Here is a 24960-nt window from a genome sequence, read left to right as displayed (position 1 = left end):
CGATGCAGGAACCCACGACGAAACCGGGCGGCATCCCGGACGCCCTGCTCCTGACCCTCCTGGCGTTCCTGCTGGGCCTGGCGGCCCTGGTCTGGACATCGACGGGCCTGGCCGCGCTCTTCTCCAAGGGCTCCTGGCCGTCCACGGTCACCTTCACCCGCACCCCGGGCGCGGTCCGCGCCCTGATAGCGCAACCGCACGACGTGGCAGGAGCCTGGCCGGCCACCGACCCCGCGGCCCTCTCGGGCTGGGGCCTGTTCTGGGGCCTGTTCATCAGCCAACTCCTGGTCCTCTTCGTCCTGACGATCTTCACGATGGGCATCGTCGCCCGCACCAAATCCCGCCGAGCAAACCCGACCTGGCAGGCACCGAACCCAGCCGAGCCGGCCGATCCACCCGGGCCGCACCATCCAGCCCCGCTGCCCAACCCGGCCGGGCCGCACCATCCAGCCCCGCCGGCGTTTGAGGCGCGGGGGTCCGGGGGCAGCGCCCCCGGCAACTCCCGCCCGGCAGCCCCGACCCCACTGCCCCACCCAGCCCCGTCGGCGTTCGAGGCGCAGGGGCCCGGAGGCAGAGCAGGCGGCAGGGCCGATGGCAGCTCCGCAGCCACCCTGACCTACGCCGCACCCCCCGAGCGGCACCACCTGGCCACCCAAGCCCTGGCGGCAGCCCCCGGCGCGGCCCTGGTCCTCACCTCTTCCCCCGCCCTCTGGGGGGAGACCAAGGACGCCCGTGCCAAACTCGGCCCGGTCCTCCTCTACGACCCCTCGCACCTCTGCGACACCCCGGCCCGCATGCACTGGAACCCCGCCGACGCCTGCGGCGACCGCGACACCGCCGCCGCCCGCGCCACCGCGCTCCTGGCCCCCGTACGCCCCCAGGCCCGCATGGACGCAGCCGTCGCCGACACCGCGGAAACGCTCCTGCGCAGCTGGCTCCAGGCCGCCGCCCTCGACGACCGCCCGTTCAAGCAGCTGCACCGCTGGGCCCAGGGCAACAGCGCCCAGGACCCGGTCCGCATCCTCCGTACGCACCCCCAGGCCGCCCCCGGCGCCGCCGGCGAACTCGAGAGCGCCCTCACCGCCCACCCCGAACGCCGCGAGCAGGCCCAGCACCTGACGGCCCGTGCCCTCTCCTGCCTCACGTCCATCCACATCCGCGAGGCCTGCAACCCGAACCGAACAGATGCACTCACCCTCGCATCGTTCGTGAGCGAAGGGGGCACCCTCTACATGGTGGGCGAACCGCTGGAAGACCCCCGCACCCACCCGGGTGCGATGCCCCTGCTCACCGCACTCGCAGCGAGCGTGGTCGAGCACGGCCGCCGCATGGCCGCACGGTCATCCCACGGCCGGCTCGACCCACCACTCACGCTGGTCCTCGAGGACGTCGCGGCCGTGGCCCCGATCCCCCAGCTCCCCGAGCTCCTCCAGGAAGCACCGCTCCCCCTGCTGGCCCTGTGCCGCAGCCGAGAACAGGCCCGCGCCCGCTGGCCGGAGGCAGCGTTCGAACCCACCCACAGCTGACTACGGCCGCGAAATGACGTACTCGAACTCCTTGGCCCCCGCATCCCCCGCCACCGGAACGGCCGCCGGAACCGGCACCGGCACGGCCTGCCCGCTCGCCCGGAACCCGAACCGCCGATAGAAGGCCCCGGCCCGCGGGTTGTCCTCGTGCACGAAGAGCCGTACGCGTTCCAGCGCCGGCCCCTCCAGCGACCAGGCCCAGTCCAGCGCAGCCGTGAACAGGGCGTCGGTCACCCCGGTGCCCCGGTGCTCCGCCCGTACGAACACGCCCACCACATGCCCCTGGGTCCGCTCGACGGCCCGCTCGAAGAAGTCGCTGGTCCCGCCCTCCTCCACGAGGACGGTCACCGACCCCACCCACTGCCCGTCCGGCGCCTCGGCCACGAACTGCCGTGCGTGCCGCCCGTGCGAAGCCCCTTTCGCCCGGTCCTGCCAGAACTCATCGGGCCTGGACTCTGCTTGGGCCAGGGTCTCCAGGAAGGCCACCGGCGCCGCCGGATCCCGCAGAGCGGCGATCCGCAACTCCTTGACCTTCTCCCACTCATCACCCTGCACCGCACGCACCACATACTGATCCATAACCGCGGATCCAATCACAGGACTGATGCACACTGCATCCATGAATCCACACGTCCAGGCGCTCCGCCACGTCACCGATCTCTCGTCGGGCCCCCCGCTGGACCCGACCCTCACGGTGACGCTCAACTTCCACCCGGACCGCGTCTTCGGCGACCGCCCGATCCTCACCACGCTGGCCGAGGAGGGCGTGTACCGCTCGCAGTTCGTCACGGGCACCAGCAACGGCGGCCTTACCGCCCATGCAGGCGGAGCCCGTTGGCACTGGGAGAGCCGCATCTTCGGCGGTGCCTACGACGACGCACCGGCCGAAGCCCGCCCCGTCTACGGGGCCTTGAACTTCCGCCACCGCCCGGTCGGTGCCGCACCCCGCTTCGGCTCCGCGCACTTCCGCCTCACCGCCGAGGCCTTGCCCCGGACCACGTTCTGCTACCCGGACAGCTACCTCGAGCCCGAATCCTTCGGCGTCGCCGAACGGATGTCCCTGATCGCCCTCGCGGAGGCCGACGACCAGGACGCCCTGGACGACTACATCGAGGCCCAGATCCACGCCCCCGTACGGCTCGACCGCGACGTGGCCGCTCTCGTACTGGATCCCAGCTATCGGGACACCGAGGTCGAGGCGGCAGCGGAGAAGCTCCCCTGCGCGATCGAATGGCACGCCGGCTTCCGCCTCACCGTCGAAGAACTCCGCCGCCACCCCGACTACCGGGGCCAGGAGTACGTCGACCTCGGCGCGGCCCTCGCCGTGGCGGGCCGGCTGACCCCCCGCATCCTCGGCGAGGCGGCCCGCACCGGCCGGTACGACGAACAGGCCCTGAAACGGGTCTGGCACTACCTGGCCCGTTTCGGTCAATGCCCGTAAACGCAGAAAAGCCCCGTACCGGATCCCGGTACGGGGCTTTTCTACAATGATTGTTCGGCGGCGTCCTACTCTCCCACAGGGTCCCCCCTGCAGTACCATCGGCGCTGAAAGGCTTAGCTTCCGGGTTCGGAATGTAAACCGGGCGTTTCCCTAACGCTATGACCACCGAAACACTATGAAATTTGAACGCTGGCCGACAACACAGCTGTTCGTTATTTCAGAACTAACACAGTGGACGCGAGCAACTGAGGACAAGCCCTCGGCCTATTAGTACCAGTCAGCTCCACCCGTTACCGGGCTTCCACATCTGGCCTATCAACCCAGTCGTCTACTGGGAGCCTTACCCTCTCAAGGAGGTGGGAATACTCATCTTGAAGCAGGCTTCCCGCTTAGATGCTTTCAGCGGTTATCCCTCCCGAACGTAGCCAACCAGCCATGCCCTTGGCAGGACAACTGGCACACCAGAGGTTCGTCCGTCCCGGTCCTCTCGTACTAGGGACAGCCCTTCTCAATATTCCTACGCGCACAGCGGATAGGGACCGAACTGTCTCACGACGTTCTAAACCCAGCTCGCGTACCGCTTTAATGGGCGAACAGCCCAACCCTTGGGACCGACTCCAGCCCCAGGATGCGACGAGCCGACATCGAGGTGCCAAACCATCCCGTCGATATGGACTCTTGGGGAAGATCAGCCTGTTATCCCCGGGGTACCTTTTATCCGTTGAGCGACGGCGCTTCCACAAGCCACCGCCGGATCACTAGTCCCGACTTTCGTCCCTGCTCGACCCGTCGGTCTCACAGTCAAGCTCCCTTGTGCACTTACACTCAACACCTGATTGCCAACCAGGCTGAGGGAACCTTTGGGCGCCTCCGTTACTCTTTGGGAGGCAACCGCCCCAGTTAAACTACCCATCAGACACTGTCCCTGATCCGGATCACGGACCGAGGTTAGACATCCAGCACGACCAGAGTGGTATTTCAACGGCGACTCCACAACCACTGGCGTGGCTGCTTCAAAGTCTCCCACCTATCCTACACAAGCCGAACCGAACACCAATATCAAACTATAGTAAAGGTCCCGGGGTCTTTCCGTCCTGCTGCGCGAAACGAGCATCTTTACTCGTAGTGCAATTTCACCGGGCCTATGGTTGAGACAGTCGAGAAGTCGTTACGCCATTCGTGCAGGTCGGAACTTACCCGACAAGGAATTTCGCTACCTTAGGATGGTTATAGTTACCACCGCCGTTTACTGGCGCTTAAGTTCTCAGCTTCGCACGCCCGAAAGCGCACTAACCGGTCCCCTTAACGTTCCAGCACCGGGCAGGCGTCAGTCCGTATACATCGCCTTACGGCTTCGCACGGACCTGTGTTTTTAGTAAACAGTCGCTTCTCGCTGGTCTCTGCGGCCACCCCCAGCTCACGGAGTAAATCCGATCACCAGTGATGGCCCCCCTTCTCCCGAAGTTACGGGGGCATTTTGCCGAGTTCCTTAACCATAGTTCACCCGAACGCCTCGGTATTCTCTACCTGACCACCTGAGTCGGTTTAGGGTACGGGCCGCCATGAAACTCGCTAGAGGCTTTTCTCGACAGCATAGGATCATCCACTTCACCACAATCGGCTCGGCATCAGGTCTCAGCCTTAATGAGGGACGGATTTGCCTACCCCTCGGCCTACACCCTTACCCCGGGACTACCACCGCCCGGGCTGGACTACCTTCCTGCGTCACCCCATCGCTTACCTACTACAAGTCTGGTTCGTCGGCTCCACCACTTTCCTTTCCCCGAAGGGTCCGGAACGGCTTCACGGACTTAGCATCGCCTGATTCGATATTGGGCGTTTCAAAGCGGGTACCGGAATATCAACCGGTTGTCCATCGACTACGCCTGTCGGCCTCGCCTTAGGTCCCGACTTACCCTGGGCAGATCAGCTTGACCCAGGAACCCTTAGTCAATCGGCGCACACGTTTCTCACGTGTGTATCGCTACTCATGCCTGCATTCTCACTCGTGAACCGTCCACAACTAGCTTCCGCTGCTGCTTCACCCGGCACACGACGCTCCCCTACCCATCACAGCGGGCGTTGGCCCTATTGCTGCAATGACACGACTTCGGCGGTACGCTTGAGCCCCGCTACATTGTCGGCGCGGAATCACTTGACCAGTGAGCTATTACGCACTCTTTCAAGGGTGGCTGCTTCTAAGCCAACCTCCTGGTTGTCTCTGCGACTCCACATCCTTTCCCACTTAGCGTACGCTTAGGGGCCTTAGTCGATGCTCTGGGCTGTTTCCCTCTCGACCATGGAGCTTATCCCCCACAGTCTCACTGCCACGCTCTCACTTACCGGCATTCGGAGTTTGGCTAAGGTCAGTAACCCGGTAGGGCCCATCGCCTATCCAGTGCTCTACCTCCGGCAAGAAACACGTGACGCTGCACCTAAATGCATTTCGGGGAGAACCAGCTATCACGGAGTTTGATTGGCCTTTCACCCCTAACCACAGGTCATCCCCCAGGTTTTCAACCCTGGTGGGTTCGGTCCTCCACGAAGTCTTACCTCCGCTTCAACCTGCCCATGGCTAGATCACTCCGCTTCGGGTCTAGAGCGTGCAACTCAATCGCCCTATTCGGACTCGCTTTCGCTACGGCTTCCCCACACGGGTTAACCTCGCTACACACCGCTAACTCGCAGGCTCATTCTTCAAAAGGCACGCAGTCACGACCGTCATTCCGAAGAATAACGGCGACGCTCCCACGGCTTGTAGGCACACGGTTTCAGGTACTATTTCACTCCGCTCCCGCGGTACTTTTCACCATTCCCTCACGGTACTATCCGCTATCGGTCACCAGGGAATATTTAGGCTTAGCGGGTGGTCCCGCCAGATTCACACGGGATTTCTCGGGCCCCGTGCTACTTGGGAGATTCTTAAGCAAGCCGCTGATGTTTCGTCTACGGGGGTCTTACCCTCTACGCCGGACCTTTCGCATGTCCTTCGACTACATCAACGGTTTCTGACTCGCCGACCGGCCGGCAGACCGATCAAAAGAATTCCCACAACCCCGCATGCGCAACCCCTGCCGGGTATCACACGCATACGGTTTGGCCTCATCCGGTTTCGCTCGCCACTACTCCCGGAATCACGGTTGTTTTCTCTTCCTGAGGGTACTGAGATGTTTCACTTCCCCTCGTTCCCTCCACACTGCCTATGTGTTCAGCAGTGGGTGACAGCCCATGACGACTGCCGGGTTTCCCCATTCGGACACCCCCGGATCAAAGCTCAGTTGGCAGCTCCCCGGGGCCTATCGCGGCCTCTCACGTCCTTCATCGGTTCCTGGTGCCAAGGCATCCACCGTGCGCCCTTAAAAACTTGGCCACAGATGCTCGCGTCCACTGTGTAGTTCTCAAACAACGACCAGCCACCCATCACCCCACCAGACAAGCTGGCGAGTTCACTGGGGCCGGCACTGAAGACATGACCTTACGGCCGTACCTTCAGGACCCAACAACGTGCCAAGCACGATCCCCTCCACTTCACTGTTTTCCACGCCGAAGCAGTACTTACAGAGAGTTTTGGAAACCGTGCCAACTAATCAACGTTCCACCCATGAGCTGACCGTGCAGAACGTTTGTCTGCAATCGGTACTGTGCTCCTTAGAAAGGAGGTGATCCAGCCGCACCTTCCGGTACGGCTACCTTGTTACGACTTCGTCCCAATCGCCAGTCCCACCTTCGACAGCTCCCTCCCTTACGGGTTGGGCCACCGGCTTCGGGTGTTACCGACTTTCGTGACGTGACGGGCGGTGTGTACAAGGCCCGGGAACGTATTCACCGCAGCAATGCTGATCTGCGATTACTAGCAACTCCGACTTCATGGGGTCGAGTTGCAGACCCCAATCCGAACTGAGACCGGCTTTTTGAGATTCGCTCCACCTCACGGTATCGCAGCTCATTGTACCGGCCATTGTAGCACGTGTGCAGCCCAAGACATAAGGGGCATGATGACTTGACGTCGTCCCCACCTTCCTCCGAGTTGACCCCGGCGGTCTCCTGTGAGTCCCCATCACCCCGAAGGGCATGCTGGCAACACAGGACAAGGGTTGCGCTCGTTGCGGGACTTAACCCAACATCTCACGACACGAGCTGACGACAGCCATGCACCACCTGTATACCGACCACAAGGGGGGCACTATCTCTAATGCTTTCCGGTATATGTCAAGCCTTGGTAAGGTTCTTCGCGTTGCGTCGAATTAAGCCACATGCTCCGCTGCTTGTGCGGGCCCCCGTCAATTCCTTTGAGTTTTAGCCTTGCGGCCGTACTCCCCAGGCGGGGAACTTAATGCGTTAGCTGCGGCACCGACGACGTGGAATGTCGCCAACACCTAGTTCCCAACGTTTACGGCGTGGACTACCAGGGTATCTAATCCTGTTCGCTCCCCACGCTTTCGCTCCTCAGCGTCAGTAATGGCCCAGAGATCCGCCTTCGCCACCGGTGTTCCTCCTGATATCTGCGCATTTCACCGCTACACCAGGAATTCCGATCTCCCCTACCACACTCTAGCTAGCCCGTATCGAATGCAGACCCGAGGTTAAGCCTCGGGCTTTCACATCCGACGTGACAAGCCGCCTACGAGCTCTTTACGCCCAATAATTCCGGACAACGCTTGCGCCCTACGTATTACCGCGGCTGCTGGCACGTAGTTAGCCGGCGCTTCTTCTGCAGGTACCGTCACTTTCGCTTCTTCCCTGCTGAAAGAGGTTTACAACCCGAAGGCCGTCATCCCTCACGCGGCGTCGCTGCATCAGGCTTTCGCCCATTGTGCAATATTCCCCACTGCTGCCTCCCGTAGGAGTCTGGGCCGTGTCTCAGTCCCAGTGTGGCCGGTCGCCCTCTCAGGCCGGCTACCCGTCGTCGCCTTGGTGGGCCATTACCCCACCAACAAGCTGATAGGCCGCGGGCTCATCCTTCACCGCCGGAGCTTTCAACCCCCGCCCATGCAGGCAGGAGTATTATCCGGTATTAGACCCCGTTTCCAGGGCTTGTCCCAGAGTGAAGGGCAGATTGCCCACGTGTTACTCACCCGTTCGCCACTAATCCACCCCGAAGGGCTTCATCGTTCGACTTGCATGTGTTAAGCACGCCGCCAGCGTTCGTCCTGAGCCAGGATCAAACTCTCCATGAATGTTTACCCGTAATCGGGTGCACACGCACTTAGAGCGGGTCAATCATGTCGGAATATGACCGACTGACCACTGCGTCCTCGCTGTGTAATTGCCTGCAAGCATCACGGCGAACCGCGACCTCACAGGTCTTTTTCAAAGGAACCTCATCCACCGAAGTGGACGGGGTATCAACTTTTGGCGTTGATTTTTGGCACGCTGTTGAGTTCTCAAGGAACGGACGCTTCCTTTGTACTCACCCTCTCGGGCTTTCCTCCGGGCTTCGTTCTTCGTTTCCGACTCTATCAGACTCTTTCGTGTCCGATTCCCGGTCGAAGCGGGGTTCGCTTTCCAGGTCTTCGCTTTCGCGTTTCCCTTTCCGGCGAGACCGACTCTATCAGAAGTTTTCCACCGGATTTCCCGGCTTCAGATTCCTGGATGAGGAGTCGAGTACGCACCCGCAGAATTTGATTCCGGGGTGCGAGGGGGTCTTGCTGGTTGGCTGCCGAACTTGTCCAGTTCCAGGCAACCGCTCAACCCTACAACTGGCCCTCCGGGGTGTCAAAACGAGCACCTGCAGGGGCCATGACCAGCGTCTTCACGGTTCACCGGTCCCGGCCACAACCACACGTGCGAGCGGGCCGACGGGGCACGGAGGCGCCTACACCCCTGGCCGGCTAACTCGCGGCGGTCACGTCTCAGGGGACAAGGACGACTCGGCCGGTCCAGGCCCACGGTTCCTGCCGGAGGTCCCAGGTCACCTCGACGGTGGTGCTGTGGAACTGTCGTGCGAGTTCCTCCACCGTCGTGGCGGCAGCGACCAGTGCTCGGGGTCGAGCAGTTCGTCGGTGAGGCTCCCGCAGAGCATTCCGCCTTCAACGGTCTGGATGCTGTAGCGCCAGCCATCCGGCGTCGCCAGCAGAACGATGCCCCGAGGCAGGCCGAACGGGGGCCGCAGCCTCTTCTGTCGTCTCGCCGCGCGCCCATCCGTTCTGACTGATGAGCAGGCTGAGGCGTACGGGAAGTTCGCCGAGGAGCCGACGAGGCCCGAGCTGGAGCGGTTCTTCTTCCTCGATGACGAAGACCGGAAGCTGATCGCGAAGCGGCGTGGTGATCACAACCGGCTCGGCTTCGCTCTCCAGATGTGCACGGTCCGCTACATCGGGTTGTTCCTGGAGGACCCTCTGGCGGTGCCGTGGCCGGTGGTCGAGCACCTGGCCGCGCAGTTGGAGATCGAGGACGTCTCTTGCGTCAAGGAGTACCCCGAGCGGTTGAAGACGGCGTACGAGCACGCGTGGGAGATCCGCGACGCGTACGGCTACAACCCCTTCGAGGACGGCCGGGCTTGGACGGCGCATGCCGAGGGGCCGAAGGCACTGTTCGATCACTCGGTGGCCGGCTGCGCCGGCACCGGGTGCTGCTGCCGGGGGTGAGCGTGCTGGTTGCCAGGGCGGCGGCGGTGTTCATCGAGGAGCTGGAACTGATCGAGCAGAGCGGCTGCGATGTGGACGTGGCTGCGCTTTGGGCGGCGCTGGAGGAGGTCGCACCCCGGGCGGCGCTGTCCAGCGCGGCCACCGTGGTGGTGAGCCTGGTCCCGGAGGACGACGGCACGGCCGAGAGTGCGCTGCGCGGGGCGCCGGCGCTGCGCTACAACACCGTCAAGCCGTTCCTGTCGCTGCTGGGCGAGTCGAAGGCGCTCGGGGCGGCGACCGGCGGGATGCGCGGCATGACCGGGGTGAAGCGGCTCCCGGCCCTGTCGCAGCGGAAGGTGGGCGAGAAGCCGCTGCTGCCGCGGGAGATCGACGACAAGCTGGTGCCGTCGCACTGGCCCAAGGCGGTGTACGCGAACGCCGAACCGCCGCAGGGGGCGGTGGACCGCGACGCGTACGTGGTCTGCGTGCTGGAGCAGCTGTTCCGCGCGCTCAAGCGCCGCGATGTCTTCGCTTCCCCCTCCCACCGCTGGTCCGACCCGCGGGCCCGGCTACTGGACGGCAAAGGCTGGGAGGCGGTGCGCGAGGACGGAGGACGTCCTGGCCGGGCTGAGCCTGGAGGAGGACTCCGAGGAGCACCTGCGGGAGCTGACGGCGGTCCTGGACGCGACGTGGAAGCAGATGGCCGAGCGCCTGGAGGAGGCCGGCGCGGACGCGAAGATCAGTATCGAGGTGCAGCCGAACGGCCGGGCGAAGCTGAACGTGCAGTACTGGGGCAAGGGCCTGCTCGCCGCCGTCGACGGCCTGCGCTTCGTCGTCCGCGTCCGCACCATCAGCGCAGCGCCGAGCCCCAAGTACTTCGCGAAGAAGAGGGGCATCACCTGGCTGAACGCGATCAATGACCAGGTCATCGGTATCGGGCGGATGGTGGTGCCCGGCACCCCGCGCGACTCCCTGTTCATCCTGGACGCCCTGCTGAACCTGGACGGCGGGGTGAAACCGGAGATGGTCGCCACCGACAACGCCTCGTACTCAACGTCCTGGGCCGCTACAGCTTCACCCCCACCCAGCCGGCGGGCGGCCCCCTGCGCCTGCTGCGCGGCCCGGACGCGGCCGGACTCGATGACGACGGGGACGGCGCTGAGAACTGACGGCGTCAGGTGCCGACCGGGCGCACCGATCAGCTTGTGAGCCGCCGCCTTGGTCAGCCGCTTCGCAGCCGTGACGGTCTGCTCCCCCCGCGGCTCCGGGGCCACCACGGCGTGCTTGTAGCCGTTGGCGGAAGGCATGCCGCAGGGCGTACGAGGTGGCGCATCGTCACGTCCTACTCATCCGGGTCCCAGGCGCTGAGCTGCTCGAGGACACGTCGGTCGCCGTCGAGCTTCAGGGAGTCGATCGGGATACGGTCGTACAGGATGAAGACGAGCTCACTGGCCGTGCCCCGAACGGAGAAGAAGGCGGCGGCCGCGTCCGGGTCCTGGCCGGCAGCGGTGGCGGGCATGGTGCCGGGCCCGGGGAGACGGGCGCTCCGTGCGCCGTCGGCGGAGAGCGAGAGGCGCCAGGAGCGGCCCTCGGAGGCGTGGAAGTCGATGACAGCGGGCTTGTGCGGCCAGGCACTTGTCGTTGCGACGCAGGTGGACAGGAACTCGTCGACACCGTCGAGCGCCACCTCGTCCGGCAGCGGCTGCGGGGCACCTACGGTGATCTGGGCGTCGTACGTGTGCACCGCCATCTGCGGGAGCTGGTGCCGGGCTACGGCACCGGAGGTGTGCGGCGACTGCAACGTCTCCCACCACGCCCAGACACCGCGATCCGGGCCGGCCTTCCGCAATGCGTCCAGCAGTTGCTCCGTGGACTCCGCCAACCAGGCCAGCAGGGCCTCGCGCTCCCGAGGCGCAGCCGGGGCGCCCTCCGCAGCGGACTTGGCCGGAGCAGGCCCTGCGGCGACGGTGGCGGCCCAGTGGCGGCTCCCCTCGCCGATGTGCTGCGCCAGATCGAACAGCGTCCACTCGGGGCAGGTCGGCACCTGTACGTCGAGGCTGGCCTCGGAGTGACTGCGTTGCCGCAGATCACCGTTCGCGCAAATCCTCTCAAAACCCGCACGTTGCGCGAGGCGCTTCTGAGAGGCTGCCGCCATGGTTCTCACGCCCGATCAGGCGGAACTGGAGATCCCCGTCCCCGCCGACCGGCGCCCCGGCCGCGCATGGAAGCAGGGCCCCGCGCTCGCCGTCGTGCCCGCGCCCCGCACCGAGCGGCCCGTACGGATCGGGTACGCGAGGACGTCGACCGCCCGGCAGGAGCCGGCGAGCCAGCTCGAAGCCCTGCGCCGGGCGGAGTGCCACAAGGTCTTCTCCGAGCAGATCAGCATCCGGATCAAGGTGAGGCCGGAGCTGGAGAAGGCGCTCGCGCTGGCCCGCCAGTTCAAGGAGGCCGCCCCCGAGACGCCGGTCATCTTCACCGTGCACGAGCTCAAGCACCTCGCGCGCAACGCCGCCGAGCTGATGACGCTGTCCGCCGAGCTCCAGGCCGGCGACATCCAGCTCGAACTCCATATCTGGTCCGCGAGGTGATCGCTAAGGCGGCGCGAGCCTCGCTGTGCGGCAGCTCGGCCCGCTGTTCGGGATTGCCCCGGCCACCGTCTGCCGGGTCATCCAGCGCCTGGAGCCGGCTGCAGATCACGGATGGCACCCTGATCCCGGTCCTCGAACGTGCAGGTCGTCATCGCGCCGATCCGCCTGGTCGTGGCGTCGGCCCGGCCGGCGCCGGGCAACAAGGCCGACGCCCACGTACCCGGGTACCCGGGTACCCGGCTGATCGTCCCCCACCGCAGGCAAGCCGACCGCCACCTCCGGCACAGCCAGGGAGAGGAGAGCACCGACGAGTCCGGGCCCGCGTCGAGCGCGCCTTTGCCCGCGATAACCCGCTGGGCCTGATGGTTGACTTGCCGGAAAGCTTGGGGCGGCCGGGGAGGGTGTGTGGAAGAGCCGGGATTCCGTGTGCTGCTGACAGAGGCAGGAGACCGGAAGATGGAGGCGGTCCGTGCGATTCGGACGGTCACCGGCCTCAGCCTCTGGAACAGCAAACTTCTGCTCGACAGCACGCCCGTAGCGGTCACGGGACCCGACTGGCTCGAAGTCGCAAATGAGGCGGCCAGACTCCTTGAGGACGCGGGCGCCCACGCCACAGTGCTGTGCGACTGGTGCGACCGCCCCATCACGCGGGGGGCCGGCCTTCTCGACCCAGCCCCGTGTACGGGGCCATGGCCTGCCGAAGCCTGCCGGGCGAGTTGGCCACCGGCCGCGGACTGAATACGCGTCGAGGAGCAACCGCCCGTCCAGCTGGGCCGGTACTGGTCGCGGTGTGCTGCCGTCGCTCGAGTGGGCGGCCCGTCGCCACCGGGTCCCCGTGTCCGCGGGCGGGCAGGGTCCGGGCGCCCGGTGATCAGAGGTTGACGCGCTTCAGGTAGACGCGGCTGCGGTGGGGGATTGTCTGGTACCAGAGCATCAGGTGCTCGTCCTCGTACGTGCGCAACCGCATGGGGCTGGGGTCTTCGTAGAGGCTGCCGTCCTTGGGGTCGATGCCCATGGACGCCAGGTCGACGAGGCCGTCCATCACGGCGCCGACCGTTTTCCGGTGCTCGGCGGCCATGTCGCCGAGCACCCATTGGCGGCTGGGATCGCATTCCCATGCCCAGCCGCCGTCGTTCTCCACTCCCTCGCCCCGTGGGCTCACTGACCGATCTCGCGCTGGGCCTCGCCGAGGATGCGGCTGCTCGTCTCCATGGCTGCCCGGAACTCCGCTTCCGTGGCCTCCGGGTTGCCGGCGGTGCGTTCGGCCTCGAGCAGTGCTGCCGAACGCGCGGGCCAACGGTGGATGGCCACGTGCGTCGCCCACTTGATCAGGAAGAAGCGGAGCGGGTTGATGGCGCCCGTCTCGGCGGCACGGTCGAACGCCGCATGGCATTCCCTGTCGAACTCGGCGAGGTGCGGCATGTCGATCCGGCGCACTGCATCCCGCAGGGCTTCGCGCGTCATGGCCGGCTGGGGGATGAGCGGACCGTCGTCTTCGAGGTGCTGTGCTGTCATCGTGCCTCCAGGGGAACGAGGCCAGGATAGCGAGCGCCCCTGCCACATGCCCGTAAACGCAGAAAAGCCCCGTACCGGATCCCGGTACGGGGCTTTTCTACAATGATTGTTCGGCGGCGTCCTACTCTCCCACAGGGTCCCCCCTGCAGTACCATCGGCGCTGAAAGGCTTAGCTTCCGGGTTCGGAATGTAAACCGGGCGTTTCCCTAACGCTATGACCACCGAAACACTATGAAATTTGAACGCTGGCCGACAACACAGCTGTTCGTTATTTCAGAACTAACACAGTGGACGCGAGCAACTGAGGACAAGCCCTCGGCCTATTAGTACCAGTCAGCTCCACCCGTTACCGGGCTTCCACATCTGGCCTATCAACCCAGTCGTCTACTGGGAGCCTTACCCTCTCAAGGAGGTGGGAATACTCATCTTGAAGCAGGCTTCCCGCTTAGATGCTTTCAGCGGTTATCCCTCCCGAACGTAGCCAACCAGCCATGCCCTTGGCAGGACAACTGGCACACCAGAGGTTCGTCCGTCCCGGTCCTCTCGTACTAGGGACAGCCCTTCTCAATATTCCTACGCGCACAGCGGATAGGGACCGAACTGTCTCACGACGTTCTAAACCCAGCTCGCGTACCGCTTTAATGGGCGAACAGCCCAACCCTTGGGACCGACTCCAGCCCCAGGATGCGACGAGCCGACATCGAGGTGCCAAACCATCCCGTCGATATGGACTCTTGGGGAAGATCAGCCTGTTATCCCCGGGGTACCTTTTATCCGTTGAGCGACGGCGCTTCCACAAGCCACCGCCGGATCACTAGTCCCGACTTTCGTCCCTGCTCGACCCGTCGGTCTCACAGTCAAGCTCCCTTGTGCACTTACACTCAACACCTGATTGCCAACCAGGCTGAGGGAACCTTTGGGCGCCTCCGTTACTCTTTGGGAGGCAACCGCCCCAGTTAAACTACCCATCAGACACTGTCCCTGATCCGGATCACGGACCGAGGTTAGACATCCAGCACGACCAGAGTGGTATTTCAACGGCGACTCCACAACCACTGGCGTGGCTGCTTCAAAGTCTCCCACCTATCCTACACAAGCCGAACCGAACACCAATATCAAACTATAGTAAAGGTCCCGGGGTCTTTCCGTCCTGCTGCGCGAAACGAGCATCTTTACTCGTAGTGCAATTTCACCGGGCCTATGGTTGAGACAGTCGAGAAGTCGTTACGCCATTCGTGCAGGTCGGAACTTACCCGACAAGGAATTTCGCTACCTTAGGATGGTTATAGTTACCACCGCCGTTTACTGGCGCTTAAGTTCTCAGCTTCGCACGCCCGAAAGCGCACTAACCGGTCCCCTTAACGTTCCAGCACCGGGCAGGCGTCAGTCCGTATACATCGCCTTACGGCTTCGCACGGACCTGTGTTTTTAGTAAACAGTCGCTTCTCGCTGGTCTCTGCGGCCACCCCCAGCTCACGGAGTAAATCCGATCACCAGTGATGGCCCCCCTTCTCCCGAAGTTACGGGGGCATTTTGCCGAGTTCCTTAACCATAGTTCACCCGAACGCCTCGGTATTCTCTACCTGACCACCTGAGTCGGTTTAGGGTACGGGCCGCCATGAAACTCGCTAGAGGCTTTTCTCGACAGCATAGGATCATCCACTTCACCACAATCGGCTCGGCATCAGGTCTCAGCCTTAATGAGGGACGGATTTGCCTACCCCTCGGCCTACACCCTTACCCCGGGACTACCACCGCCCGGGCTGGACTACCTTCCTGCGTCACCCCATCGCTTACCTACTACAAGTCTGGTTCGTCGGCTCCACCACTTTCCTTTCCCCGAAGGGTCCGGAACGGCTTCACGGACTTAGCATCGCCTGATTCGATATTGGGCGTTTCAAAGCGGGTACCGGAATATCAACCGGTTGTCCATCGACTACGCCTGTCGGCCTCGCCTTAGGTCCCGACTTACCCTGGGCAGATCAGCTTGACCCAGGAACCCTTAGTCAATCGGCGCACACGTTTCTCACGTGTGTATCGCTACTCATGCCTGCATTCTCACTCGTGAACCGTCCACAACTAGCTTCCGCTGCTGCTTCACCCGGCACACGACGCTCCCCTACCCATCACAGCGGGCGTTGGCCCTATTGCTGCAATGACACGACTTCGGCGGTACGCTTGAGCCCCGCTACATTGTCGGCGCGGAATCACTTGACCAGTGAGCTATTACGCACTCTTTCAAGGGTGGCTGCTTCTAAGCCAACCTCCTGGTTGTCTCTGCGACTCCACATCCTTTCCCACTTAGCGTACGCTTAGGGGCCTTAGTCGATGCTCTGGGCTGTTTCCCTCTCGACCATGGAGCTTATCCCCCACAGTCTCACTGCCACGCTCTCACTTACCGGCATTCGGAGTTTGGCTAAGGTCAGTAACCCGGTAGGGCCCATCGCCTATCCAGTGCTCTACCTCCGGCAAGAAACACGTGACGCTGCACCTAAATGCATTTCGGGGAGAACCAGCTATCACGGAGTTTGATTGGCCTTTCACCCCTAACCACAGGTCATCCCCCAGGTTTTCAACCCTGGTGGGTTCGGTCCTCCACGAAGTCTTACCTCCGCTTCAACCTGCCCATGGCTAGATCACTCCGCTTCGGGTCTAGAGCGTGCAACTCAATCGCCCTATTCGGACTCGCTTTCGCTACGGCTTCCCCACACGGGTTAACCTCGCTACACACCGCTAACTCGCAGGCTCATTCTTCAAAAGGCACGCAGTCACGACCGTCATTCCGAAGAATAACGGCGACGCTCCCACGGCTTGTAGGCACACGGTTTCAGGTACTATTTCACTCCGCTCCCGCGGTACTTTTCACCATTCCCTCACGGTACTATCCGCTATCGGTCACCAGGGAATATTTAGGCTTAGCGGGTGGTCCCGCCAGATTCACACGGGATTTCTCGGGCCCCGTGCTACTTGGGAGATTCTTAAGCAAGCCGCTGATGTTTCGTCTACGGGGGTCTTACCCTCTACGCCGGACCTTTCGCATGTCCTTCGACTACATCAACGGTTTCTGACTCGCCGACCGGCCGGCAGACCGATCAAAAGAATTCCCACAACCCCGCATGCGCAACCCCTGCCGGGTATCACACGCATACGGTTTGGCCTCATCCGGTTTCGCTCGCCACTACTCCCGGAATCACGGTTGTTTTCTCTTCCTGAGGGTACTGAGATGTTTCACTTCCCCTCGTTCCCTCCACACTGCCTATGTGTTCAGCAGTGGGTGACAGCCCATGACGACTGCCGGGTTTCCCCATTCGGACACCCCCGGATCAAAGCTCAGTTGGCAGCTCCCCGGGGCCTATCGCGGCCTCTCACGTCCTTCATCGGTTCCTGGTGCCAAGGCATCCACCGTGCGCCCTTAAAAACTTGGCCACAGATGCTCGCGTCCACTGTGTAGTTCTCAAACAACGACCAGCCACCCATCACCCCACCAGACAAGCTGGCGAGTTCACTGGGGCCGGCACTGAAGACATGACCTTACGGCCGTACCTTCAGGACCCAACAACGTGCCAAGCACGATCCCCTCCACTTCACTGTTTTCCACGCCGAAGCAGTACTTACAGAGAGTTTTGGAAACCGTGCCAACTAATCAACGTTCCACCCATGAGCTGACCGTGCAGAACGTTTGTCTGCAATCGGTACTGTGCTCCTTAGAAAGGAGGTGATCCAGCCGCACCTTCCGGTACGGCTACCTTGTTACGACTTCGTCCCAATCGCCAGTCCCACCTTCGACAGCTCCCTCCCTTACGGGTTGGGCCACCGGCTTCGGGTGTTACCGACTTTCGTGACGTGACGGGCGGTGTGTACAAGGCCCGGGAACGTATTCACCGCAGCAATGCTGATCTGCGATTACTAGCAACTCCGACTTCATGGGGTCGAGTTGCAGACCCCAATCCGAACTGAGACCGGCTTTTTGAGATTCGCTCCACCTCACGGTATCGCAGCTCATTGTACCGGCCATTGTAGCACGTGTGCAGCCCAAGACATAAGGGGCATGATGACTTGACGTCGTCCCCACCTTCCTCCGAGTTGACCCCGGCGGTCTCCTGTGAGTCCCCATCACCCCGAAGGGCATGCTGGCAACACAGGACAAGGGTTGCGCTCGTTGCGGGACTTAACCCAACATCTCACGACACGAGCTGACGACAGCCATGCACCACCTGTATACCGACCACAAGGGGGGCACTATCTCTAATGCTTTCCGGTATATGTCAAGCCTTGGTAAGGTTCTTCGCGTTGCGTCGAATTAAGCCACATGCTCCGCTGCTTGTGCGGGCCCCCGTCAATTCCTTTGAGTTTTAGCCTTGCGGCCGTACTCCCCAGGCGGGGAACTTAATGCGTTAGCTGCGGCACCGACGACGTGGAATGTCGCCAACACCTAGTTCCCAACGTTTACGGCGTGGACTACCAGGGTATCTAATCCTGTTCGCTCCCCACGCTTTCGCTCCTCAGCGTCAGTAATGGCCCAGAGATCCGCCTTCGCCACCGGTGTTCCTCCTGATATCTGCGCATTTCACCGCTACACCAGGAATTCCGATCTCCCCTACCACACTCTAGCTAGCCCGTATCGAATGCAGACCCGAGGTTAAGCCTCGGGCTTTCACATCCGACGTGACAAGCCGCCTACGAGCTCTTTACGCCCAATAATTCCGGACAACGCTTGCGCCCTACGTATTACCGCGGCTGCTGGCACGTAGTTAGCCGGCGCTTCTTCTGCAGGTACCGTCACTTTCGCTTCTTCCCTGCTGAAAGAGGTTTACAACCCGAAGGCCGTCATCCCTCACGCGGCGTCGCTGCATCAGGCTTTCGCCCATTGTGCAATATTCCCCACTGCTGCCTCCCGTAGGAGTCTGGGCCGTGTCTCAGTCCCAGTGTGGCCGGTCGCCCTCTCAGGCCGGCTACCCGTCGTCGCCTTGGTGGGCCATTACCCCACCAACAAGCTGATAGGCCGCGGGCTCATCCTTCACCGCCGGAGCTTTCAACCCCCGCCCATGCAGGCAGGAGTATTATCCGGTATTAGACCCCGTTTCCAGGGCTTGTCCCAGAGTGAAGGGCAGATTGCCCACGTGTTACTCACCCGTTCGCCACTAATCCACCCCGAAGGGCTTCATCGTTCGACTTGCATGTGTTAAGCACGCCGCCAGCGTTCGTCCTGAGCCAGGATCAAACTCTCCATGAATGTTTACCCGTAATCGGGTGCACACGCACTTAGAGCGGGTCAATCATGTCGGAATATGACCGACTGACCACTGCGTCCTCGCTGTGTAATTGCCTGCAAGCATCACGGCGAACCGCGACCTCACAGGTCTTTTTCAAAGGAACCTCATCCACCGAAGTGGACGGGGTATCAACTTTTGGCGTTGATTTTTGGCACGCTGTTGAGTTCTCAAGGAACGGACGCTTCCTTTGTACTCACCCTCTCGGGCTTTCCTCCGGGCTTCGTTCTTCGTTTCCGACTCTATCAGATCCTTTCGGGCCTGACCCCCAGTCAGCGGGGTTTGTCTTCCGGGCTGTTGGGCCCTTCCGACTCCCTGAACTCTAGTGGATTTCCCGGTCGATTCATAATCGGCCTTCGGAAATTAATTCGGGCATGCCGAATTCGTTCCCGGTGGGAGATCGTGCAGAGTTGGGTGCCGCAACGAGGCGGCGGGATTCGTTGTCGCCAAAACCTTCCGGCTCAGGGACAACTCGAAGTACCTTACGGACCCGCGGGGTCGGTGTCAACCCCGCAGCTGGCGGGCCCGTCAGCTGGGCGACTGGAGGTCCTCCACGCGGTCCAGGAGCCGGGTGAGCATGTCGCCCAGCACGCCGCGTTCCGCCGTGGAGAGGTCCTGGAGGAGGTCCTCCTCGAAGACCGTGGCCGCGCGCATGGCGTCGAGCCACTTGCTGCGGCCCTCGTCCGTGAGCTCCACGATCACGCGGACGCGGTTGGACTCGTCCCGCTCGCGCGTCACCAGTCCTTCCGCCGTCATGCGGTCGATCCGGTGGGTCATCGCCGCCGGCGTGAGGCCGAGCTGCTTCGCCAGCTCGCTCGGGCCCATCCGGTACGGGGCCCCGGAGATGACGAGGGCCTTGAGGACCTCCCACTCCGCGTTGCTGATGCCCAGTGCGGCGGTCTGGCGTCCGTACGCGACGTTCATGCGGCGGTTCAGCCGGCTCAGTGCCGAGACCACCTTCTCGACCTGGGGATCGAGGTCCTGGAACTCGCGCTGATAGACGGCGATCTGCTCGTCGAGGCTCGGCTCGTGGACGGGCGCAGTGCCGTCGGGGGTGTCACCCATGGTTCGAAGTATCGCATGAGCCCGTTGGCGTCTAACTCCTTCGATGTGTAGAGTTAAGCGTCGAAGTTTAGGTATGAAGTCTTCGGACTTCAGTTCTCAAAGGCGGTGAGAAGTGACCAGGGTGATGGGCGCTGCGATGCGGCGGATCCAGGCCGGCAACGCGTTGACCGCGTTCGGCATCGGTTTCACGGTTCCGTTCCTCTACATCTACGTGGCGCAGGTGCGGGGTCTGGGTTCCATGGCGGCCACGAGTGCGTTCGTGGCCTTCGCCGTGAGTGCCCTGGTCGCGCTTCCCCTCACCGGTCGGGTCATCGACCGCCGAGGTCCCGTCCCCGTGGTCATCGGTGCGGCCGTCGCCGCGTCGGCCGGCGCCCTGTCGCTCGGGCTCTCGACCGGCATCGTGCCGATCCTGCTGTCCGCCCTGGCGCTCGGCGCCGGGCAGGCCGTCATGCAGCCGGCGCTGGCCACGATGATCGTGTGGTGCTCGACCCCGGGCACCCGGACGCGCGCCTTCGCCCTGCAGTTCTTCATGCAGAACCTGGGCCTGGGCATCGGCGGCCTCATCGGCGGCCAGATCGTCGACGAGAGCCGGCCCGCCAGCTTCACCCTGCTGTTCGGCATCGAGGCCGTGATGTTCCTGGTCCTGGCCGGCGTCATCCTCACCGTGCGGATGCCGCACGCGCCGAGCATCAAGGACGCCGTGCCGCGGGACGAGTCCAAGTCCGGCAGCGCGTGGAAGCGGCTGCTCGAGCACAAGGCCATGGTCAAGCTGCTCGTACTGGGCTTCGTGATCTTCTTCGCCTGCTACGGGCAGTTCGAGTCCGGTCTCGCCGCGTTCGGTACCGAGGCCGCCGGGATCTCCCCGTCCACCCTCGGTTTCGCGCTGGCCGCCAACACCGGTGCGATCGTCGTGGCGCAGTTCGTCGTGCTGAAGCTGGTCGAGAAGCGACGCCGGTCCCGGGTGATCGCGCTGGTCGGCCTGATCTGGACCGTGGCGTGGGTCATCGCCGGGTTCTCGGGCCTGGGGCACGGCAGCGCGATGATGGCCGCCGCCGCGTTCATCACCACGTACGCGCTCTTCGGCATCGGCGAGGCGATGCTGTCGCCGACCCTGGCCCCCCTGGTGGCCGACCTGGCGCCGGAGGGCTCGGTGGGCCAGTACAACTCCGCCTTCGCGCTGGTCAAGCAGATGGCGCTGGCCCTGGGGCCACTGGGCGTGCCGCTGGGGGCCGGGGTGCCGATGCTCTACATCGGGGTGTTCGTCGTGGTCTCGCTGGGCATCGCGTGGCTGGCGCTGCGCCTCGGCAGCCAGCTGAGCGCGGTGCAGGACAGGCCGTCGCTGCTCAAGGGCGAGGCGGTGCCGGCGGTGGCCGTGAAGGTCGCCGAGCCGGAGCGCGTGCCCGCGTAGGAGACACGTCCCCTCGGACGCGATACGGGAAAGGCCCGGTCCCCTTGGACCGGGCCTTTCCCGTACCCGCTACTTGTCCGGCAGGGCGAACTCGCACCAGACGGCCTTGCCGCCGCCCGGGGTGCGGCGCGAGCCCCAGGAGGAGGCGATCGTCGCGACGATCGAGATGCCGCGGCCGGTCTCGTCGGCCGGTTCTGCGCGGCGGCGGCGCGGGAGGTGGTCGTCCCCGTCGGTGACCTCGATGATCAGGCGGCGGTCGGTGCGGCGCAGCCGCAGCCGCATGGGCGGGGTGCCGTGCTGGAGGGAGTTCGCGACGAGCTCGCTCGCGGCGAGGACGCCGAGGTCGCACAGTTCGACCGGGAAGCGCCAGGAGGCGAGGACTCCGGAGGCGAAGGCGCGGGCGCGCGGGGCGGCCTCGATGCCGCCGAGGAGTTCCAGGGCGGCGTTGTGGAAGAGCTCGGCGTCGGCTCCGGTGCGGGCGGGCTGCTGGAGGACCATGACGGCGACGTCGTCGTCGTGGTCGGCGTCGACGCCGAGGGCGCGCATGAGGCGGTCGCAGATGACGGCCGGGGTGCCCTGGGCGCCGGAGAGGGCGCGTTCCAGGGCGGCGACGCCCTCGTCGATGTCCTCGCCGCGCCGTTCGACCAGGCCGTCGGTGTAGAGGACGGCGGTGGAGCCGGGGCCGAGCGCGATGGTGCCCGAGGTGTGCAGCCAGCCGCCGGTGCCGAGCGGCGGGCCGGTGGGGTCGGCTGCGCGGCGTACGGTGCCGTCCTCGTCGCGGACGAGGATCGGGAGGTGGCCGGCGGAGGCGTACGCGAGGAGGCCCTCGTTGGGGTCGTGGACGGCGTACACACAGGTGGCGATCTGGCTGGCGTCGATCTCGGCGGCGAGCCCGTCGAGGAGCTGGAGCACCTCGTGCGGGGGCAGGTCGAGGCGGGCGTAGGCGCGGACGGCGGTGCGCAGCTGGCCCATGACGGCGGCGGCGCGGACCCCGCGGCCCATGACGTCGCCGATGACGAGGGCGGTGCGGCCGGCGCCGAGCGTGATGACGTCGTACCAGTCGCCGCCGACGGCGGCTTCGGTGCCGCCGGGCTGGTAGGTGGCGGCGATGCGCAGGTCGTCGGGCTGTTCGAGTTCCTGCGGGAGCAGGGAGCGCTGGAGGGTGACGGCGGCTTCGCGCTGGCGGCGCTCGCTGGCGCGCAGCCGTTCGACGGCTTCGGCGTGGTCGGTGACGTCGGCGAGGTGGATGAGGACCCCGGTGTGGTGGGGGTCGGTCCCGCTCTCGGTGTCGGCCTTGGGGAACTCGACGGGGGTGCAGGTGACCGTGTACGAGCTGGCGCCGCCGGGGGCGGTGCGGTTCTTGGCGGTACGGGGCTTGCCGCTGCGCTGGACCTGGTCGAGGAGCGGGAGCAGGCCGAGTTCGCCGAGTTCGGGGAGGGCCTCGTGGGCGGGTGCGCCGGTGGGGCGGAGTCCGAAGCCCGCGGTGTAGGCGTCGTTGAGGTAGGCGACGCGGTGCTCGGGGCCGTGGACGAGGGCGACGAGGGCCGGGAGCCGGCCGAGGACCTCCCGTACGGAGAGCTCGTCGAGGGAGGGCACGGCGGCGAGGACGCCGCTGTCGGTGCCCGAGCCGGCGGCGGCGCCCGTGCCGCAGACCGTGGGGTCCGCGGGGCAGCCGTCCGGGGCCGTTGCCGGGCGGGCGGCGGCGCCGCGGGCTGCCGGGACGGCGCCCTCACCCCGCTTGGCCTGGGCGGCGGCATGTTCGGACCGGGCGGCGGCGCGGCGCTGCGTTCCGGGAAAACGGGCGCTCCAGCGCGTGAAGTTCACTGCGTTCAAGCCTCATGGTGTCGCAAGTGGTCGCTGTGCTTCTCGTGGTCGGTCGCTGGCCGGTGTCGCTCGGTGGATGTCACGGTGAAGGTCACTGTGTGCAGGGGTGAGCCCACCTATGGTCACACGTCCAGTGTGGCCGACCGCACTGACAACGTCAGCCCTGGCTGTCCTTCGGGGGGTTGGGGGCGGGCGGGGGCGGGGTGTGTCTGTGGCCGTGTCCGGCGGCGAGTTCGAATTCTGCCCTGGGGTGTTCGAGGGAGCCGAGGGAGACGATCTCACGCTTGAAGAGGCCCGAGAGGGTCCATTCGGCGAGGACGCGCATTTTGCGGTTGAACGTGGGGATCCGGCTGAGGTGGTAGGTGCGGTGCATCAGCCAGGCGGGGTAGGCCTTGAGCTTGCGGCCGTAGATGTGGGCGACGCCCTTGTGGAGGCCGAGGGAGGCCACGGAGCCGACGTACTTGTGGGCGTATTCGGTCAGGAGTTCGCCGCGCAGGGAGGCCAGCAGGTTGTCGGCGAGGACCTTGGCCTGGCGGACGGCGTGCTGCGCGTTGGGGGCGCATTCGACGCCGGCTTTGCCGGCGGTGATGTCGGGGACGGCGGCGGCGTCGCCGGCGGCCCAGGCGTGGTCGACGCCGTCGACGGTGAGGAAGGCGGTGCAGGTGAGGCGGCCGCGCTCGTTGCGCGGGAGATCGGAGGCGGCGAGGACCGGGTGGGGTTTGACGCCGGCGGTCCACACGACGGTGCGGGTGGGGAAGCGGGCGCCGTCGCTGAGGACGGCGACGCGGTTCTCGCAGGATTCGAGCCGGGTCTCCAGGCGGACGTCGATGCCCCGGCGGCGCAGTTCGCGGATCGTGTAGACGCCCAGTTCGGGGCCGACCTCGGGGAGGATGTGGTCGCTGGCCTCGACCAGCACCCACTTCATGTCCTCGGGTTTGACGTTGTGGTAGTAGCGGGCCGCGTAGCGGGCCATGTCCTCGAGTTCGCCGAGGGCCTCGACGCCCGCGTAGCCGCCGCCGACGAAGACGAAGGTGAGGGCGGCGTCGCGGAGGGCGGGGTCGCGGGTGGAGGAGGCGATGTCCATCTGTTCGATGACGTGGTTGCGCAGCCCGATGGCCTCTTCCACCGTCTTGAAGCCGATGGCGTAGTCGGCGAGTCCCGGGATGGGCAGGGCGCGGGAGACGGACCCGGGCGCGACGACGATTTCGTCGTACTCGAGCTCCTGGGCGCCGGTGCCCTCGTCGGCGGTGGCGAGCGTGCTGACGGTCGCGGTCCGCTTGGCGTGGTCGATGCGCTGGACCTCGCCGGTGACGATGCGGCACTTGCCGAGGACGCGGCGCAGCGGGACGACGACGTGGCGTGGGGAGATGGAGCCGGCGGCCGCCTCCGGGAGGAACGGCTGGTACGTCATGTAGGGCTCGGGACTGACCACCGTGACCTCGGCTTCGCCGGCTCTGAGCTTTCGCTGGAGCCGGAGAGCCGTGTACATGCCGACGTAGCCCCCGCCGACGACGAGGATGCGCGTGCGGGGCGGGGTACCGGGGGCCGTGCCCCGGGAGTTAGCAGCCTTCACCATCCCATGACGCAACGTGGCCGGGAGTTTGTCCACAGGCCTGACACATTGTGTGACCGGAGGGGATGCCGGTACGGGCCTGCCGGACGGCTGGAGTGGGGGTGGAGTTCCGCAGGTCAGGTGGTGCGGAGAGGGTGATTCCGGTGGCTTGGATCGGAAAAGTGGGGGTGAATGCTCCGATCGG

General features: G+C 64.6%; 13 protein-coding genes, 6 rRNA genes and 1 pseudogene. 7 read left to right on the top strand and 13 right to left on the bottom strand.

What is annotated here, in order from left to right:
* Nucleotides 1-2: 2 nt before the first annotated feature.
* Nucleotides 3-1526 carry a P-loop NTPase family protein gene (locus OG299_RS21670; RefSeq protein ID WP_327362347.1) on the top strand — a complete coding sequence of 508 codons (1524 nt, stop codon included), beginning with the start codon at nucleotides 3-5 and terminating at the stop codon, nucleotides 1524-1526.
* Here OG299_RS21670 and OG299_RS21665 read toward each other — a convergent pair whose 3' ends face one another.
* On the bottom strand, nucleotides 1527-2105 hold the full coding sequence (locus OG299_RS21665) for a GNAT family N-acetyltransferase (protein ID WP_327362346.1): 579 nt from the start codon (nucleotides 2103-2105) through the stop codon (nucleotides 1527-1529).
* A 40-nt stretch (nucleotides 2106-2145) separates the two neighbouring features.
* On the opposite strand from OG299_RS21665, the gene OG299_RS21660 reads away from it, so the two are divergent.
* On the top strand, nucleotides 2146-2967 hold the full coding sequence (locus OG299_RS21660; protein ID WP_327362345.1) for a DUF3626 domain-containing protein: 822 nt from the start codon (nucleotides 2146-2148) through the stop codon (nucleotides 2965-2967).
* A 52-nt stretch (nucleotides 2968-3019) separates the two neighbouring features.
* Here OG299_RS21660 and rrf (OG299_RS21655) read toward each other — a convergent pair.
* From rrf (OG299_RS21655) to OG299_RS21645, 3 genes are all read right to left on the bottom strand, one after another.
* A 5S ribosomal RNA gene (gene rrf, locus OG299_RS21655) occupies nucleotides 3020-3137 on the bottom strand.
* A 77-nt stretch (nucleotides 3138-3214) separates the two neighbouring features.
* Nucleotides 3215-6337, bottom strand: a 23S ribosomal RNA gene (locus OG299_RS21650).
* A 282-nt stretch (nucleotides 6338-6619) separates the two neighbouring features.
* Nucleotides 6620-8144, bottom strand: a 16S ribosomal RNA gene (locus OG299_RS21645).
* The 16S, 23S and 5S rRNA genes sit together here, the layout of an rRNA operon.
* 969 nt (nucleotides 8145-9113) lie before the next feature.
* Here OG299_RS21645 and OG299_RS42780 point away from each other — a divergent pair.
* Nucleotides 9114-10586, top strand: a pseudogene (locus OG299_RS42780) (DUF4158 domain-containing protein); the annotation flags it as partial.
* Nucleotides 10587-10875: 289 nt separating this feature from the next.
* Here OG299_RS42780 and OG299_RS21625 read toward each other — a convergent pair.
* Nucleotides 10876-11637, bottom strand: coding sequence for a maleylpyruvate isomerase N-terminal domain-containing protein (locus tag OG299_RS21625; protein WP_442817595.1), 762 nt, complete (start codon nucleotides 11635-11637; stop codon nucleotides 10876-10878).
* Nucleotides 11638-11686: 49 nt separating this feature from the next.
* Between OG299_RS21625 and OG299_RS21620 the strand changes: the two genes are divergently transcribed.
* The 3 genes from OG299_RS21620 (at nucleotide 11687) to OG299_RS21610 (ending at nucleotide 12859) form a co-directional block, all read left to right on the top strand.
* A complete protein-coding gene (locus OG299_RS21620; RefSeq protein ID WP_327362340.1) occupies nucleotides 11687-12121 on the top strand; it encodes a recombinase family protein in 435 nt (144 codons plus the stop codon).
* Nucleotides 12122-12259: 138 nt separating this feature from the next.
* A complete protein-coding gene (locus OG299_RS21615) occupies nucleotides 12260-12484 on the top strand; it encodes a hypothetical protein (RefSeq protein ID WP_327362339.1) in 225 nt (74 codons plus the stop codon).
* 42 nt (nucleotides 12485-12526) lie between these two features.
* Nucleotides 12527-12859 (top strand): ribosomal protein L7/L12, encoded by a 333-nt coding sequence (locus OG299_RS21610; protein ID WP_323179051.1) that lies wholly within the window; start codon nucleotides 12527-12529, stop codon nucleotides 12857-12859.
* Nucleotides 12860-12992: 133 nt separating this feature from the next.
* Here OG299_RS21610 and OG299_RS21605 read toward each other — a convergent pair whose 3' ends face one another.
* The 6 genes from OG299_RS21605 to OG299_RS21580 form a co-directional block, all read right to left on the bottom strand.
* Entirely contained in the window at nucleotides 12993-13262 is a 270-nt protein-coding gene (locus OG299_RS21605; protein ID WP_266627938.1) for a hypothetical protein, read from the bottom strand.
* 17 nt (nucleotides 13263-13279) lie between these two features.
* Complete coding sequence (locus OG299_RS21600; RefSeq protein ID WP_327362338.1) at nucleotides 13280-13636, bottom strand: DUF6247 family protein; 357 nt, start codon at nucleotides 13634-13636, stop codon at nucleotides 13280-13282.
* Nucleotides 13637-13744: 108 nt separating this feature from the next.
* Nucleotides 13745-13862, bottom strand: a 5S ribosomal RNA gene (gene rrf, locus OG299_RS21595).
* Between the two features lie 77 nt (nucleotides 13863-13939).
* Nucleotides 13940-17062: ribosomal RNA gene (locus OG299_RS21590) — 23S ribosomal RNA — on the bottom strand.
* 282 nt (nucleotides 17063-17344) lie between these two features.
* Nucleotides 17345-18869 (bottom strand): 16S ribosomal RNA (locus OG299_RS21585).
* A gap of 565 nt (nucleotides 18870-19434) precedes the next feature.
* Nucleotides 19435-19971 (bottom strand): MarR family winged helix-turn-helix transcriptional regulator, encoded by a 537-nt coding sequence (locus OG299_RS21580; protein WP_030292304.1) that lies wholly within the window; start codon nucleotides 19969-19971, stop codon nucleotides 19435-19437.
* A gap of 124 nt (nucleotides 19972-20095) precedes the next feature.
* On the opposite strand from OG299_RS21580, the gene OG299_RS21575 reads away from it, so the two are divergent.
* Entirely contained in the window at nucleotides 20096-21379 is a 1284-nt protein-coding gene (locus OG299_RS21575; protein WP_327362337.1) for an MFS transporter, read from the top strand.
* A gap of 69 nt (nucleotides 21380-21448) precedes the next feature.
* Here the strand turns inward: OG299_RS21575 and OG299_RS21570 are convergent, their stop codons facing one another.
* Nucleotides 21449-23203, bottom strand: coding sequence for an ATP-binding SpoIIE family protein phosphatase (locus OG299_RS21570; protein WP_266633424.1), 1755 nt, complete (start codon nucleotides 23201-23203; stop codon nucleotides 21449-21451).
* 157 nt (nucleotides 23204-23360) lie between these two features.
* Nucleotides 23361-24779, bottom strand: coding sequence for an NAD(P)/FAD-dependent oxidoreductase (locus OG299_RS21565; protein WP_327362336.1), 1419 nt, complete (start codon nucleotides 24777-24779; stop codon nucleotides 23361-23363).
* Nucleotides 24780-24960 lie beyond the last annotated feature (181 nt).

The sequence above is a fragment of the Streptomyces sp. NBC_01296 genome, assembly GCF_035984415.1.
In the GTDB taxonomy this organism is placed as follows: domain Bacteria; phylum Actinomycetota; class Actinomycetes; order Streptomycetales; family Streptomycetaceae; genus Streptomyces.
Note: the sequence above shows the minus strand (reverse complement) of the source record. Positions and strands in the feature narration are given on the sequence as shown.

Bases quoted from the DNA above. Each gene is read 5' to 3' on its own strand.
- OG299_RS21670 (WP_327362347.1), top strand. From the start codon at position 3: ATGCAGGAACCCACGACGAAACCGGGCGGCATCCCGGACGCCCTGCTC.
- OG299_RS21665 (WP_327362346.1), bottom strand. From the start codon at position 2,105: ATGGATCAGTATGTGGTGCGTGCGGTGCAGGGTGATGAGTGGGAGAAG.
- OG299_RS21660 (WP_327362345.1), top strand. From the start codon at position 2,146: ATGAATCCACACGTCCAGGCGCTCCGCCACGTCACCGATCTCTCGTCG.
- OG299_RS21620 (WP_327362340.1), top strand. From the start codon at position 11,687: ATGGTTCTCACGCCCGATCAGGCGGAACTGGAGATCCCCGTCCCCGCC.
- OG299_RS21600 (WP_327362338.1), bottom strand. From the start codon at position 13,636: ATGACAGCACAGCACCTCGAAGACGACGGTCCGCTCATCCCCCAGCCG.
- OG299_RS21580 (WP_030292304.1), bottom strand. From the start codon at position 19,971: ATGGGTGACACCCCCGACGGCACTGCGCCCGTCCACGAGCCGAGCCTC.
- OG299_RS21575 (WP_327362337.1), top strand. From the start codon at position 20,096: ATGGGCGCTGCGATGCGGCGGATCCAGGCCGGCAACGCGTTGACCGCG.
- OG299_RS21565 (WP_327362336.1), bottom strand. From the start codon at position 24,779: ATGGTGAAGGCTGCTAACTCCCGGGGCACGGCCCCCGGTACCCCGCCC.